This is a genomic window from Myxococcus sp. MxC21-1 (assembly GCF_032612255.1).
GTDB lineage: Bacteria > Myxococcota > Myxococcia > Myxococcales > Myxococcaceae > Myxococcus > Myxococcus virescens.
This window is the reverse complement of the sequence record NZ_CP123278.1, coordinates 2,727,648-2,741,081: the sequence shown is the minus strand read 5'-3', so window position 1 is coordinate 2,741,081 and position 13,434 is coordinate 2,727,648. Positions and strand designations below refer to the sequence as shown.

General features: G+C 68.2%; 15 protein-coding genes. 4 read left to right on the top strand and 11 right to left on the bottom strand.

Annotated features, from left to right (window positions below; translation table 11 throughout):
• Window positions 1–29: 29 nt before the first annotated feature.
• From QEG98_RS12745 to QEG98_RS12695, 11 genes are all read right to left on the bottom strand, one after another.
• On the bottom strand, window positions 30–518 hold the full coding sequence (locus tag QEG98_RS12745; protein ID WP_011552518.1) for a flagellar assembly protein FliH: 489 nt from the start codon (window positions 516–518) through the stop codon (window positions 30–32).
• Window positions 519–569: 51 nt separating this feature from the next.
• Window positions 570–1,883 carry a type III secretion system ATPase SctN gene (gene sctN, locus QEG98_RS12740; protein ID WP_011552517.1) on the bottom strand — a complete coding sequence of 438 codons (1,314 nt, stop codon included), beginning with the start codon at window positions 1,881–1,883 and terminating at the stop codon, window positions 570–572.
• A 24-nt stretch (window positions 1,884–1,907) separates the two neighbouring features.
• Window positions 1,908–2,579, bottom strand: coding sequence for a FliH/SctL family protein (locus QEG98_RS12735; protein ID WP_090489477.1), 672 nt, complete (start codon window positions 2,577–2,579; stop codon window positions 1,908–1,910).
• Window positions 2,551–4,632, bottom strand: a complete 2,082-nt coding sequence (locus QEG98_RS12730; protein ID WP_316566928.1) for a hypothetical protein — start codon at window positions 4,630–4,632, stop codon at window positions 2,551–2,553. The genes QEG98_RS12735 and QEG98_RS12730 overlap by 29 nt, the downstream gene beginning before the upstream one ends.
• A gap of 253 nt (window positions 4,633–4,885) precedes the next feature.
• Window positions 4,886–5,704 carry a type III secretion system protein gene (locus QEG98_RS12725; RefSeq protein WP_011552514.1) on the bottom strand — a complete coding sequence of 273 codons (819 nt, stop codon included), beginning with the start codon at window positions 5,702–5,704 and terminating at the stop codon, window positions 4,886–4,888.
• Between the two features lie 114 nt (window positions 5,705–5,818).
• Window positions 5,819–6,235, bottom strand: coding sequence for an ATP-dependent helicase HrpB (locus QEG98_RS12720; protein WP_090489932.1), 417 nt, complete (start codon window positions 6,233–6,235; stop codon window positions 5,819–5,821).
• A 22-nt stretch (window positions 6,236–6,257) separates the two neighbouring features.
• Window positions 6,258–7,094, bottom strand: a complete 837-nt coding sequence (locus tag QEG98_RS12715; RefSeq protein ID WP_011552512.1) for a sigma-70 family RNA polymerase sigma factor — start codon at window positions 7,092–7,094, stop codon at window positions 6,258–6,260.
• Window positions 7,095–7,101: 7 nt separating this feature from the next.
• Complete coding sequence (locus tag QEG98_RS12710; protein WP_011552511.1) at window positions 7,102–7,497, bottom strand: hypothetical protein; 396 nt, start codon at window positions 7,495–7,497, stop codon at window positions 7,102–7,104.
• 16 nt (window positions 7,498–7,513) lie between these two features.
• On the bottom strand, window positions 7,514–7,945 hold the full coding sequence (locus QEG98_RS12705) for a tetratricopeptide repeat protein (RefSeq protein ID WP_090489481.1): 432 nt from the start codon (window positions 7,943–7,945) through the stop codon (window positions 7,514–7,516).
• Between the two features lie 30 nt (window positions 7,946–7,975).
• Window positions 7,976–8,542, bottom strand: a complete 567-nt coding sequence (locus QEG98_RS12700) for a hypothetical protein (protein WP_090489483.1) — start codon at window positions 8,540–8,542, stop codon at window positions 7,976–7,978.
• A 138-nt stretch (window positions 8,543–8,680) separates the two neighbouring features.
• Entirely contained in the window at window positions 8,681–8,956 is a 276-nt protein-coding gene (locus QEG98_RS12695) for a hypothetical protein (RefSeq protein WP_026113931.1), read from the bottom strand.
• 266 nt (window positions 8,957–9,222) lie between these two features.
• Here QEG98_RS12695 and QEG98_RS12690 point away from each other — a divergent pair, with 266 nt between their 5' ends.
• The 4 genes from QEG98_RS12690 to QEG98_RS12675 all read left to right on the top strand — a co-directional run bounded on the left by QEG98_RS12690 (window position 9,223) and on the right by QEG98_RS12675 (window position 13,432).
• On the top strand, window positions 9,223–9,840 hold the full coding sequence (locus tag QEG98_RS12690; RefSeq protein WP_316566927.1) for an RNA-binding protein: 618 nt from the start codon (window positions 9,223–9,225) through the stop codon (window positions 9,838–9,840).
• A gap of 243 nt (window positions 9,841–10,083) precedes the next feature.
• Entirely contained in the window at window positions 10,084–10,581 is a 498-nt protein-coding gene (locus QEG98_RS12685; protein ID WP_316566926.1) for a GbsR/MarR family transcriptional regulator, read from the top strand.
• Window positions 10,578–11,321 carry an ABC transporter ATP-binding protein gene (locus QEG98_RS12680; protein WP_090489490.1) on the top strand — a complete coding sequence of 248 codons (744 nt, stop codon included), beginning with the start codon at window positions 10,578–10,580 and terminating at the stop codon, window positions 11,319–11,321. The genes QEG98_RS12685 and QEG98_RS12680 overlap by 4 nt, the downstream gene beginning before the upstream one ends.
• Before the next feature lie 2 nt (window positions 11,322–11,323).
• Window positions 11,324–13,432, top strand: a complete 2,109-nt coding sequence (locus tag QEG98_RS12675; RefSeq protein WP_316566925.1) for an ABC transporter permease — start codon at window positions 11,324–11,326, stop codon at window positions 13,430–13,432.
• Window positions 13,433–13,434: the final 2 nt, after the last annotated feature.

Below are 13,434 nucleotides of genomic sequence, written 5' to 3'. Positions count from 1 at the left end.
TCATTCCAGGGGGATGGGGAGGGCGCAGGTTACTTGCGCTGGCGCGCCAGGAACAAGGCGTTGCCAATCTCCTCCTGGTTCAGTTCCTCACGCTGCTGTCGCTCGTACTTCACCTGCTTCTGCCAGTTCTCTCGGTGCTTCTCGATGGCCTTCAGCTCCTTCGCCGCCTCGGCCATCTCCCGCCGGCGCTGCTCCACCAGCCGTTCGGCCACCTTGACGGCCTCCCGCTGGCGCTCCACCTCCAGCGCCACCTGCGCCTCTTCGTCCTTCAGGCGCTCCTCGAAGCGGTTCATCATGTTCATGCCGTTGATGCCGGCACCCTTGAACATGACCTCCTTCAGGTAGGCGGCCACCTTCGCCTTGCGCTCGCGCTTGCGCTGCTCCAGATCGTCGATGAGACGCTGGAGCTCCGCCTTCTCCTTCTCCAGCGCCTTGATGGCGGAGGAAAAGGCCTGCTCCGCCTCTTCCTTGGCCCGGGCGCGCATGTCCTGCAGGGCCTGCAACCGGTACGGGGGCATGTTGGCCCCATCCTAACCCGGAATCCCCGCCGCGCACCCCTGGCCAGCGCCTTACTCGTCGAACAGGGCGATCAGCTGCTCCACCGTCTCCTCGAACCCGGAGTTGGAGTGGGTGTCCTGCTTGAGGAAGTCGATGATGGCGTCGTACTTGTCGATGGCCTGATCCGTGCGGGGATCCGTCCCGTACTGGTAGGCCCCCAGGAGGATGAGGTCGCGCTGCTTCTCATACGTGGAGAGCAGCTCTCGCAGCCGTCCCGCCGCCTTCTTGTGGTCCTTGGAGACGATGCCGCTCATCACACGGCTGAGGCTGGCGAGCACGTCCATGGCCGGCCACTGGTTGCGCTCACCCAGGGCACGGTTGAGGATGAAGTGGCCGTCGAGAATACCGCGGACCTCGTCGGCGATGGGCTCTTCCATGTCACCGCCGGCCACGAGGCAGGTGTAGATGGCGGTGCACTTGCCCTTCTCCGAGTTGCCCGTGCGCTCCAGGATGCGAGGCAGCATGGAGAACACGCTCGGCGGGTACCCCTGACGGGCCGGGGGCTCACCCACGGCGAGGCCAATCTCACGCTGGGCACGCGCCAGACGCGTCACCGTATCCAGCATGAAGAGCACGTTGCCGCCGCGCTCGCGGAAGTACTCGGCGATGGCGGTGGCAACATAGGCCGCGCGCAGACGCACGAGGCTGGGCTGGTCAGAGGTGGCGCACACCAGCACGGAGCGCTTCATGCCCTCCTCGCCCATGGCGTCTTCGATGAACTCACGGACTTCGCGGCCACGCTCGCCGATGAGCGCCACCACACAGAGGTCCGCTTTGGTGTTCCGGGCAATCTGCCCCATGAGCGTGGACTTGCCGACGCCGGAGCCGGCGAAGAGGCCCACGCGCTGGCCCTCCCCCACCGTGAGCAGCCCGTCGATGCAGCGCACGCCCAGGGGCAGTGGCCGCTCGATGCGCTGGCGGGTGAAGGGGTCCGGGCAGTCGCGGTCCACGGACCAGTCGATGAGGCCCTCCTCCGGCAACGGGTGGCCGTCCATGGGCTCGCCGATTCCATTGAGCACGCGGCCCAGCAGCGCCTCTCCGCACTTGATGCTCAGCGGCTTGCCGGTGGGGATGACCTCGCTGTCCGGACCGATGCCGTGCAGCTCGCCCAGGGGCATGAGCATCACCTCATCCCCCTGGAAACCCACCACCTCCGCCTTCACCGCGCCGCGGTTGCGGCTCTTGATGAGCACCAGCTCGCCCACGCGGACGTTGGGCACGCTGGCCTTGATGATGAGGCCCGTCAGCTCCGTGACGCGGCCGCGCACGCGCACGACCTGCGCTTCCTTGATGAGGTCGAAGTACCGCGAGAGGTCAATGGCCATGGGCGAGTCCCTTGACGCTCCGGCTCAAGCCGGCCCTTCCTTGCGCGCGGTGTCCGGCAACAGGACGTTCTGGAGCATCTCCAGCTGCGTGGGGAGCTGTGCGTCCACCGTGCCGAACTCCGTCTGGACGATGCAGCCCACGGGGGCCACCTCGGGGTCCTCCTTGATGGCCAGATCCACCGCGCGGCCGATGAGCTCCATCAGGACCGGCTTCTTCGCGCGGAGCACGGCGGCCGTCTTCGGGTGGACCCGCAGAATCATGGAGCGGGCGCTGCGCAGGTTCTCGATGGCCGCGGCGCACAGCTCCACCATCAGCTCCGGGTCCTTCTCCAGGCTCCGGCCGATGATCTTCTCCGCCACCTTGAGCGACAGCGCGATGACGTCCTGCTCGTGGCCGGTCAGCACCTCCCCCGCCTGCATCTTCGCGCGAAGGATGATTTCGGTGGCCTGCGCCAGGCCTTCCTGACGGCCCTGCTCACGCGTCTTGGCGAGGAGCTCCTCGCGCTCGCGCTGCGCCTCCGCGAGGATGCGCTCCTTCTCGCGCTGCGCCTCCTCCAGGATGGCCGACGCGCCCTGACGGGCCTCGAAGACCTCGGCGTTCATCACCCCCGCGCGGGGAGGCCGCAGCACGGGACGCTCGGGCGCGTGCGCCGGCTCCGCCGTCCCATCACCTCGAATCACCTTGCCGATCGCCATGGGCCGCTCCTTGCGAGCCGGATGCTAGCGCGTTCCGCCCTTGGTTCCACGTCCCCCTGCACCCGGAGGCACAGGACGGTCGGTCCCCGACGGAGAGCGGGGACGCCGCTGGACGGACGTGCCCTCCCCCGGGGCTTGGGCATGGGCGCCAGGGCCGGCGAGGTGATGGCCCGCCCCACCAGCACCCTGGGGGGACGCTCCGGCTCCTGCTCCGCCTCGGGGGCTTGGCCCGGCCGCCTCCCTGGGCACCGGATGCGCGCGAGCGGAACACCCGGGAGACCTCCGAGACCTCCTGCTCCGGCTCCGCGGCCCCGAACTTCATCCGGGCCGCCCGGGGAGGCTCCTCCGCCGGACGCTGCTGCCCCCGGGACGCGACGCGGGAGCGCTCATCCGCTGGGCGCGCCTGGACGCGGGAGCCTTCGGCCACACGGGAACGCTCATCTGGGGCTCCGGATTGGACGCGAGAGCCTTCGGCCACGCGGGAACGCTCATCTGGGGCTCCGGATTGGACGCGGGAGCCTTCGGCCACGCGTGAGCGCTCGTCTGGAACGTTGGCATGGACGCGCGAACCCTCCGCCACACGGGAACGCTCATCCGCAGGTCGGGCGTGGACCCGCGAGCCCTCGGCCACGCGTGAGCGCTCGCCCTGGCCTCCAGCCTGAACCCGCGAGCCCTCGGCCACCCGGGAACGCTCGTCGGGCGGACGCGAATGCACCCGGGAACCCTCGGCAACCCGCGCGCGGTCCCGCTCTGACAGCGTGTCGGGGTCCTGGGGGCGAGGCCGTGCGCCGCGCTGCCCCAGCCGAGAAGGCGGCGGACCGATGCGCGCGCCCTCTGGATCCGCGCGAGGCGGGCGCGTATCGGGCCCCTCACCCTCACGGTGAGCGCCCGCGCCGCCCGCGTTCGCGGGCTCACGCCGGGCCGGCATCCGCTGCACCGCGGAGCCATCCTGTCGCTTCGCGGACGTGGCCACGCGGGACGGCTCACGCGAGGACAACACCCCCGCGTTTCGCGCCGCCCGCTCCGCCATGAAGTCCCGCCGGGCCGGTGCTCCCGCGCCCTGGCGAGCCGCCCCCGGGGCCTGCCCCCGCACCGGCGGTCGTGTCGGCACATCCCGGCCAGCAGGTGCCGCCTTGGCAGGTGCCGCCTTGGCAGGTACCGCCCCAGCAGGCGCTGCCCCACCGGGCGCCGCCGCCTTGGCCGCGGGTGGCGCCGCCGCGGCAGCCGCCTTCCGGGCTCCCGGAGGCGGAGGAAGAACGGCGGACTGGCGCGGAGGCGGCGGTGTCGCCAAGCGAACCGGCCGCTCGATGAGGCCACGCGTGGCCAGCCGCTCCAGGTCCATCACGATGTCGGTCCGGCCGCCATCGCCTCGCGCGGTGGGGCGCACGCGCTCCTCGCGCACCCACTTCGCCAGCAGGCTTCCGAACTCACCGCGGTACTTCTCCAGCATGCGCGCGGCGAACTCCGGAGACTGCGCCACGCATGCGCGCGCCAGCCGCTGAGCCCCCGCGCTGCGCAGCGCCACCGAGGGCCGCGTCAGGCCCTCGTGCGGCTCCAACTGCGCCCGGGCATCCTCCTCCGGCAGCTTGCGCGGAGCGTTGGCCGCCACGGCCTTGGTGGCCAGCAGCTTCAAGTCCGGCGGAAGCTGCTCCAGCATGGCCTCGCGCTCCGCGTCCGGAAGGCCCGCCAGCGCCGGCCCCAGCACCCGCGCGCCCAACCGGTCGCACATGGTGAGCAGCTCCCGCTGCTGAAGCTGAAGCACGTCCGCGAACTTGAAGCCCGCGGCCTGCTGCCCAGCGACCTCGCGCGCGAGCAGTTCCTCCAGCTTCCACCGGACGATGTCCAGGACCTGCGGGCGGACTTCGCGGGTCAGCTTCACGCGCGAGGGCGGCAGATGCGCGCGCACCGCCTCCGCCAGCGTGCCCGGCAGCGCGCGCAGCACCACTTCCACCAACGCGCCCCGCTCACGTTGCAGCAGCGCGGCCAGCCGCTCCGGTTCGGCGCTCCACAGCTGACCACGGCGGTCCTTCACCAGCCGCTTGATTTCCTGCACCAGCGCGGGAATGCGCTTCTCGCGCGGAACCTGAAGCAGCTCCTGCGCGCGATGACGCAGAAGCGCCCCTCCTCTTCGGGAAGGTGCTCCAAGGCGCCGAGGCTCTCCTGGCCGCAGAACGTCACGGCCGTCAGGAGCAGCATGCTCTGGCGCTTGTTGAGCGAGGTGAAGAACGAGTCCAAACGTCACCTCGCGGGCCCCACGGACGCCCGCTGGGAGAAGGAGGGAAGCCCCACCGTGAGGGGCGGTGACGTCAAGCCTCGGGAGGACGACCGCGGGTACGCGCGCCAGCGCGCGTGGCAGGGGCGCTGCTGGAGCCGCCGCGCATGAAGGTCCACATCGTCAGGCCCAGCATCGCCAGCACCAGCACGAAGGCGCCCGCGAACATCACCTTGAACTGGCTGGCGCTGGCCGCCGTCATGCGCAGCCCCAGCACGTCCTGCAGGCGGCTCTCCGCGTCCGTCTCCGCCGACGGCGGCAGGGCCTGCGTCATCAGCACCGTCACCGCGCTGGCCTTCAGCTCCGGCACCGCGGTGGCCGCGAACTGCTGCACCACGGCGGTGTCGATGGGCGGCTTGCCACCCTCGCCCGGGCGGTACTTGATGAACACCGACGCGGACGGCATCGGCTTGTTCTCTGGCTGCGTGAGGTCGTTGTTCTCCGGAATCATCACGATGGCGCGCGCTTCCAACACGCCGTCGATCTGATTCAGCGCATTGGAGACCTCGCCGCCCATCGCCTTGAGGAGCATGGCGCGCTCCTCCGTCGCGGTGGGCACCATGCTGCCCTTGGCGAAGTGGGCCAGGCCCTTCTCCACTGGCCGCGGCAGCGAATTGAGCTTGAGCAGCTCCGCCGCCTGCGCGGCATCCGCCTTGGGCACGGTGATCATGAACCGCACCTCGTTGCCGCCTTCTTCCTTTTCCTTCTTGGCGTTGATGCCGTTCTTGCTGAGCAGGACGTAGATTTCGTTGGCGTCCGCTTCGCTCAGCGCGTGCTGGAGTTCAATGTGGCAGCCCGTCAGGAAGAGAAGGGCGAGAAGCGAGGCGGCAAACGCGTGCGGTCGGCGAATCATGGGCGGGTCGGAGCTTACTAGGCCCCCGGAAAACGCGGAAGGGCGCCCCCTCCCGCTCGTAGAGGGAGGGACCGCCCTTCTTGAGGCCGCGCCGCCGGGAAACCGGGGTTGGGCCTACACCTGGGTCTTGACGACGTCCTTCAGGCCGGTCGTCGCCTTCTCCACGACCTTGCTCGTCAGGTCCAGTTGCTGCGTGTACTGGTACATGGAGGCCTGGAGCGACAGCAGCTCCGCGTTGGAGAACGCCTTGCCGCTGGAGGCCTGCTTGATGATGTGCTCCAGGTTGACCTGGCCCTTCTCCAGGTCGCCGACAATCTGCGTCATCATGTCGCCCGCCTTGGACGACTTGGACGCCTCGGCCTTGGCCGTCACCGGCTCCGCCGCCTTGGTCGTCACCGACTCCTGGGCGCCGTGCACCTTGTTGAGGGCGGCCTTCTCCGTCTTGTTGACGGACTCCACCTGACGCACGGCATCCGTGCGCTGGGTGGCCTGCGCCGCCTGGGCCTTGTTCACCTGCTGGGCGGCGTCCACCTGACCGGCGCCCTGCGCCTTGTCAGCGAGAACTCCGTCGAACTTCGACGCGCCCTGCTTGTTCGTCTGCTGAGCGCCCTGATCCTGCAGCTTCTGCTGCGCGACCTGCGCCGCGGAGACTCCGGCCATCGGACCCGCCATGTGAGACCCTCCTTGCATCCATCGGAGAAGGAGGAAGCTCCTCCTCCTCGTTCAAGAGTTCCTTGAGCCGGTCGATTGCCCGCGCATGCAGCCGCGAAGCCCAGCTCTTCGACTGCCCTATCTCCGCTCCCGCTTCCTCCAGCGTCCTGCCCTGGAAGTAGTACCCCATCAGGAGCTTGCGCTCCTTCTCCGGAAGCTTTTCGATCGCCGCCCGCACCCGCGTCTTCAGCTGCTCCTGCTCCATCCGGATGTCGACGGGGAGCGACTCGTCGGTGTAACCCGCCGTGTCCGCGCCTTCGATGCTGGTGGCGAAAACCATCGCCAGCCCCGTCACCGCATCCGAGATGTCATTCACATCATCGTCGAATGAGCTGCCGCGGTTGCCTGCTCCGGCCTCACGATCCGAAAGATTTCCCAGATACGCCGCCGCCCGCTCTCCCACATAGGCGTTGCGGGCATCGGAACCACGCAGCACGCCCATCTTCCGAAGCCCGTCGAAGATGGCGCCCTTGATGCGGTAGTGCGCGAAGGTGAGGAAGTTGGCCCCGACCTTCGGGTCGAACCGCTCGGCGGCCTCCAGAAGGCCTATCTGGCCGTAGGCCAGCAGCTCATCCAGCTCCAGCTGGGCGTTGAACTGCTTGCGCACGGTCGCCGCCAGCGACCTGACGTAGGGGCCGTACTTCTCGAGGATGACCTGCCTGTCGTCGCCCAGAGCCAAGCGCCGCTCACTCGGCCTTAGACCACAGCCGCTCGAGGACCTGATTCAGCCGCGGATCATCCTGGAGCGCGTCTGCAATCTTGGTGGTGAGGGAGGAAGACTTCATGCGGAGCTTCTCCTTCAGGACTTCGGCGACCAGGGCCTGCGTCGCCTCTTCCTTGCTCTTGAAGCCCCCGTTCTTCAGCTTCCGGGCAATGGCCACCGCCTGGGAGGCCACTGGATCCGCGGCCTGGGGGCCCTGGACATTGCTGGAGCCTACCAGACCCGAGGGCCCGACAAGAGACTCCGTCCGGTCCACCCGGCCACCAAAGCTGGCGCCACCCGCCGGAGCCGCGCCGGCAGGACCCTTCGCGCCACCCGCGCGGCCCTTCCCACCGCCTCGTCCGACACCTCCGACAGCCATCGCCGTGACCTCCGTCCTACGACTTCGCCGGAGGCAGGACTCCCGCCTCCTTGGCCTGGATGAGGGACTGCGCCAGGCGGGCACCGTCCCCGTCCGGATCCAGGTCCATGGCGGCCTTCAGCTCCTTGAGCGCCTCGGGAACCTTCCCCATGAACAGCAGCGCTTCGCCCGCATGCGCCCGCGGGAGCCCGGACTGCGGGGCCAGGCGCTGCGCGACGCGGTAGGCCTGCAGGGCCTTGTCATGACGGCCCTGCGAGAACTCCACGGCGCCCAGCGCCAGCTGGGGCACCTCGCTCCGGGGCATCAACGCGGCCGCCCCGGAGAAGATCTCCTTCGCCTTGTCGAAGTGGCCCATGTCGAGCCACAGGTAACCGGCCTCCAGCAGGACTCTGGCCTGCTGGCGTCCGAGCGGGACGAGGCTGTTCGAAATCTCCGAGGTGTCCGCCATTGACGCTCCCTAGGGCGACAACGCCCGCAGTTAGCGGACGTTGCTGATGGAGTTCTTGATCGTATCGTTCCGCGACTTCATCACGTTCGAGATCGCGGTGAAAGTCTGCGATTCCTGCTGAATGGCGGCCTGCAGGTTCAGGAGCTTGGAGTTCTCCTCGGCCATCTTGTTCAGCGAGAAGTTGCCGTTGACGGTGTCCGTGGTGCTGCCGGTGCCCTGCGCACCCAGACCCAGCGGCGAGCCGGAGCCAGCCACCGCGCCACCCAGACCGCCCGCGACGACACCGCCGCCGGCCGGCGCCACCGCGCCGCCCAGGTTGCCCGCCACCGCGGTGTTCATCACGCCCGCGTACGGCGCGCCCATGCCCGAGCCACCCGTCGAGGAGAACGTGTGCATCGAGGAGACGGCGGCGGAGACGATCTGCCCGCCGGGGACCATGCCCGCCATCGCGCCCACACCCGTGCCCACAGCGCTGGCGGCGCTGTTGAGACCATTGTGAAGCCGCGCGCCGAAACCGGTGTCCGGCGTCTGCCGCGCCGTCGTGACGTTGGTCGAGAGACGAACGTTCGGGCCCATCATGTTGTCGATCTTCGCCATTGCTTCCTCCAGGCGCTGCTTCCAGCGGAAAGGTCAGAGATCATCGATGCTCAAGATGCTCTCTCTTGCATTATCGGCGGGGGGCCCCGCCGGTTGCCTAACCCCGGAAAAAAAGAGTCTCCCGGGGAAAAACCACCGTCATTTCCGGCCCTTGCCACCCTTTGATTCGGCGATCAGCCGCTCGCGGGTCTCCACCAGCATCTCCAGCAGCTCCTCCGCGCGGCCAATGGCGGCCTGGGCCTTCTTGCCCTGCTCCACCTTCGGGCCCTTGAGCTCGGTGAGGCCCGTCTTCACCCCATCGAAGAAGCCACGGACCTCTTCCACGGAGGCCGCCTCGAGCAGGGACTCGATGGCGGGAAACGAGGGCGCGGGAAGGTCCTGCGCGGTCTGGGACGGCTTGGCGGTCGGGGGCATTGCGGAGACGGTCTCCTGTCGGGCCACCGGCCGGGCTGGCCAGTGGGCGCTGGGCCCCCGACGGTAAGGGAAAAGCCCCGCTTCCTACAAGGCGCTCTCCTCTTCCCCGGGCGCGCGCGCCCCCCGAACCACCGGCCGGAGAGCGAACGGCCATTCCAGCAGGGGGGTGAGCAAGCCCTGTCCGGTTCCACGAGCGCACCTAGGTTCTCTCCAACGGGGGGACGTCGCCGCCCCCGCCCACTCACAACAACCACAGGAGAACCTCCATGAAGAAGCTCGTTGGCGTCTTCGCCACCATCGCCATGCTCGGAACGGGTACCGCACTGGCCAACAACGACGAGAACAAGCCGAAGGACTCCTCGGCGGCCCAGGGTGGCTCGGGCCAGGTGGGGCAGACCGAAATCCAGCAGGACACCACCACCATCGAACGCGAAACGACCACCACGCCCACTGAGCCGGGCCAGGGCGGCTCCGGCACCATGGGCCAGCAGGCCAACATGGGTCAGAAGGAGCTCAACGGCCGCGTGGTGAAGGCGGAGAGCGACAAGATCTTCGTCGACATGCAAGGCGCGGTGGTCCCCCTGGAGGTCGACCGCAGCACCCGATTCAGCGACCCGACCCTGAAGAAGGCCAAGGACCTGCGCCCCGGCCAGGAGATTCGCGCCAGCTACGAGGTGAAGGAGACCAAGAACGTCGCCAAGAGCATCTCCCTCTCGGGAACGGGCGGCGCGGGTGACCCGACGCTGACGCCGGACTCGTCCATCAACCAGGACAGCGACATGGGCGGCTCCGGCGTGGACAAGCACGAGGGCACCGGTGGCGCGGGTGACGACAGCACCCTGAACCCGGACACGGGCTCCAATACCTCGCCCGACACGTACTGATGACACACCCTTGGGCATGTCAGACCTGCACCCCATGAAGGGGATTTCGGGGCCCGCAGCCGCGAGTCGGCTGTGGGCCCTGCGCCATGGGATGTGCGCCTGGAGGGCTCGCCCCACCCTCCACTCCATACAGTTCATTCAGTATTGACTGAACGAAACCCCGCCGCCTAAAAGCCTGCCCGTCACCCCGGCTGCCGTGCGCTCCGCACCGCGACGCCCAGCCGGCGAGGCGTGGAGACAGGCATGGTGGAACTGGAAGCCGCCGAACGTCGCTTCATCGAATCGATGGGGCTGTACTTCGAGCGGCGGGGCGGCACGCGCATCGGCGGGCGCATCTACGCGCTGTTGATGCTTGCGGGCAAACCCCTGTCGAACAAGCGCATCGCCACGCTGCTCAACGTGAGCGCGGCATCGGTGTCCACCAACCTGCGGGCCTGCACGGACATGGGCCTGGTGGAACCCGCCAGCGTTCCGGGGGACCGGCAGCACTACTACGTCATCCATTCACAGGGCTGGGAAGGCAAGCTGCGCGTTGCCGAGGAGTCCCTGAGCGCCTTCGGTCGCCTCTGCTCCGAGGCCCTCGCGGTTCCGCGTCTCGCTGGAAATCGCAGCTTGCGAGAAGCGTCTGCTTTCTGTGATTTCTACAAGGCTGAGCTCACAGGCATCGCCGAGCGGTGGCGCGCAGCGAATGCCCCCCGTCCGCCACGCCCCGTCAAGACTTCGAAAGGACGTACCGCATGAATCCCACCGCTTCGCAGTCCTCCATCGTCTCCATCACGAACGTGACCAAGGACTACACCCTGGGGAAGGTGGTGGTCCCGGCGCTCCGGGGCGTGGACCTGGAGGTCCATGCCGGTGAGTTCATCTCCATCGCCGGGCCCTCCGGCAGCGGCAAGACGACGCTGCTCAACCTCATCGGGTGCGTGGACACCGCCACCGGAGGTGTGGTCCGGGTGGCCGGGCAGGACACCAAGCAGCTCACGGAGCGCCAGCTCACGAACCTGCGCCTCAACACCATTGGCTTCATCTTCCAGAGCTTCAACCTGGTGCAGGTGCTCAGCGTCTTCCAGAACGTGGAGTTCCCCCTGCTGCTCCAGCGCAAGCTGGACAAGGCCCAGCGCCGGGAGCGGGTGATGCAACTCCTGGAGCAGGTGGGCCTGGCAAACCATGCCAAGCACCGGCCCAACGAGCTCTCCGGAGGCCAGCGCCAGCGCGTGGCCGTGGCGCGCGCGCTTGTTACGCGGCCCCAACTGGTGCTCGCGGACGAGCCCACGGCCAACCTGGACTCGGTGACGGGCCAGAACATCATCGACCTGATGAAGGAGCTCAACCAGAAGGAGGGCACCACCTTCATCTTCTCCACCCACGACGCGAAGGTGATGAGCCACGCCAACGCGGTGGTGCGGCTGGCGGACGGCAAGTTCCTGGACCGCATCAGCGCCGCCGAGGCCAGCCGCGCCATGGCCTCTGGAGGCCACTGACCATGGGACAACTCCGTTTGCTGCTGCAGGTGGCCTTCCGCAACCTGTTCTCCAGCAAGATCAACCTGCTCATCGGCGGCATCATCTTCTTCGGCACCCTGCTCGTGGTGGTGGGCGGCGCGCTGATGGACAGCATGGACAGCGCGATGAGCCGCAGCATCATCGGCAGCGTCGCGGGCCACATCCAGGTCTACTCGGATGACTCAAAGGACCCGCTGGCCCTCTACGGCAGCATGAGCGGCGAGCCGGACCTGGCCGCGCTGGACGACTTCAGCCAACTCCGGCCCTTCCTGGAGAAGCACCCCAACGTGAAGACGGTGGTGCCCCTGGGCACCAGCGGCGCCATCGTCACCTCCGGCAACACGGTGGACCTGACGCTGTCGAACCTGCGCGCGCTCTACAAGAAGCGCGACGAGACCGGTGAGACGCCCGAGCTGCGGGAGAGCATCGACAGCGTCAAGGGGCACGTGCGGCAGATGGTCGACCTGATGGCCGACCAGACGGCCAAGAGTGAGCAGGAGCTGGGCGGCGCCCAGAAGGACCCCGCGGAGGTGGAAGCACTCGCCCGGGCGCGCACGGACGCGTTCTGGGACGCCTTCGAGGAGGCCCCGTACAGCGCGCTGGAGCTGTTGGAGAACCGCATCGCCCCGCAGATTCCGGACGGGGACATGCTGGAGCTGCGCTACGCCGGCACGGACCTGGACGCGTTCCAGCGCACCTTCGACCGCATGGAGATCGTGGACGGACAGCCGGTGCCCACCGGGCAGCGAGGCATGCTGCTGTCCAAGTTCTTCTACGAAGAGTTCCTCAAGATGAAGTCGGCGCTCCGGCTGGACCACATCAAGCAGGAGCGGGACCTCAACCAGAAGACCATCGCCACCGACCCGGACCTGCAGCGCTGGGTGAAGGAGAACCAGACGCAGACGCGGGAAATCATCTTCCAGCTGGACCCCGTCAAGACGCGGAAGATGGTGGAGCGGCTGCAGAAGCTGCTGGGCAGCCAGGAGCCCGCGCTGGACAAGCTGCTGACGCAGTTCTTCACCACCGACGACGCCAACTTCGACACCCGCTACGCCCAGTTCTACTCGGAGCTGGCGCCGCTGCTGGAGCTCTACCGGCTGCGCATGGGGGACGTGCTCACCATCACCGCCTTCACGCGCACCGGCTACATGCAGAGCGTCAACGTGAAGGTCTACGGCACCTACCAGTTCAAGGGCCTGGAGAAGTCCGCCATGGCCGGCGCGCTGAGCCTGATGGACCTGATGTCGTTCCGGGACCTGTACGGGTACCTCACCGCGGACAAGAAGGCGGAGCTGGCGGAAATCCAGAAGCAGAGCGGCCTGGAAGCCCTCAGCCGGGACGAGGCCGAGGAGGCCCTCTTCGGTGAGGGCAGCGACAACGAGTTGGTGGCCGAGTCCACGTCCAGCGACGTGGACGACCAGGCCGCCTTCACCGGAGACCAGGGGGCGCTCACGCGTGAGAACCTGCTCCAGCGCGTCTACACCCAGCAGGAAATCGAGCAAGGCGTGGCCCTGAGCGCGGCGGTGATGCTCAAGGACCCGGAGCTGCTGGAACAGACGATGGTGGAGCTGCGGCAGGCGGCGAAGGATGCGGGCCTGAAGCTGCGCGTGGTGTCCTGGCAGGAGGCGGCGGGCATCATCGGGCAGTTCGTGTTGCTCGGGAAGCTGGTGCTCTACTTCGCCGTCTTCATCATCTTCGTGGTGGCGCTGGTCATCATCAACAACGCCATGATGATGGCCACCATGCAGCGCGTGCGCGAGGTGGGGACGATGCGGGCCATTGGCGCGCAGCGCTCCTTCATCCTGGGCATGGTGCTGGTGGAGACGCTGGTGCTGGGGCTCGTGTTCGGCTCGGCCGGCTCACTGGTGGGCAGCGGCATCATGGCCCTGCTCAACAGCGCCGGCATCCCCGCGGGCAATGAAGCGCTCTACTTCTTCTTCTCCGGCCCCCGGCTGTTCCCCACGCTGAGCGCCAGCAACCTGGTGGCGGCGTTCGTGATCGTCCTGGGCGTCTCCGCCATCTCCACCCTCTATCCCGCGTTCCTCGCGACCCGGGTCTCGCCCCTCCAGGCGATGCAGACGGACGAGTGAGA

Excerpts from the sequence above, each read along its gene's own strand:
- sctN (WP_011552517.1), bottom strand. The coding sequence starts at position 1,883 with ATGGCCATTGACCTCTCGCGGTACTTCGACCTCATCAAGGAAGCGCAG.
- QEG98_RS12680 (WP_090489490.1), top strand. The coding sequence starts at position 10,578 with ATGAATCCCACCGCTTCGCAGTCCTCCATCGTCTCCATCACGAACGTG.
- QEG98_RS12690 (WP_316566927.1), top strand. The coding sequence starts at position 9,223 with ATGAAGAAGCTCGTTGGCGTCTTCGCCACCATCGCCATGCTCGGAACG.
- QEG98_RS12725 (WP_011552514.1), bottom strand. The coding sequence starts at position 5,704 with ATGATTCGCCGACCGCACGCGTTTGCCGCCTCGCTTCTCGCCCTTCTC.
- QEG98_RS12685 (WP_316566926.1), top strand. The coding sequence starts at position 10,084 with ATGGTGGAACTGGAAGCCGCCGAACGTCGCTTCATCGAATCGATGGGG.
- QEG98_RS12710 (WP_011552511.1), bottom strand. The coding sequence starts at position 7,497 with ATGGCTGTCGGAGGTGTCGGACGAGGCGGTGGGAAGGGCCGCGCGGGT.
- QEG98_RS12695 (WP_026113931.1), bottom strand. The coding sequence starts at position 8,956 with ATGCCCCCGACCGCCAAGCCGTCCCAGACCGCGCAGGACCTTCCCGCG.
- QEG98_RS12745 (WP_011552518.1), bottom strand. The coding sequence starts at position 518 with ATGCCCCCGTACCGGTTGCAGGCCCTGCAGGACATGCGCGCCCGGGCC.
- QEG98_RS12705 (WP_090489481.1), bottom strand. The coding sequence starts at position 7,945 with ATGGCGGACACCTCGGAGATTTCGAACAGCCTCGTCCCGCTCGGACGC.
- QEG98_RS12735 (WP_090489477.1), bottom strand. The coding sequence starts at position 2,579 with ATGGCGATCGGCAAGGTGATTCGAGGTGATGGGACGGCGGAGCCGGCG.
- QEG98_RS12700 (WP_090489483.1), bottom strand. The coding sequence starts at position 8,542 with ATGGCGAAGATCGACAACATGATGGGCCCGAACGTTCGTCTCTCGACC.
- QEG98_RS12675 (WP_316566925.1), top strand. The coding sequence starts at position 11,324 with ATGGGACAACTCCGTTTGCTGCTGCAGGTGGCCTTCCGCAACCTGTTC.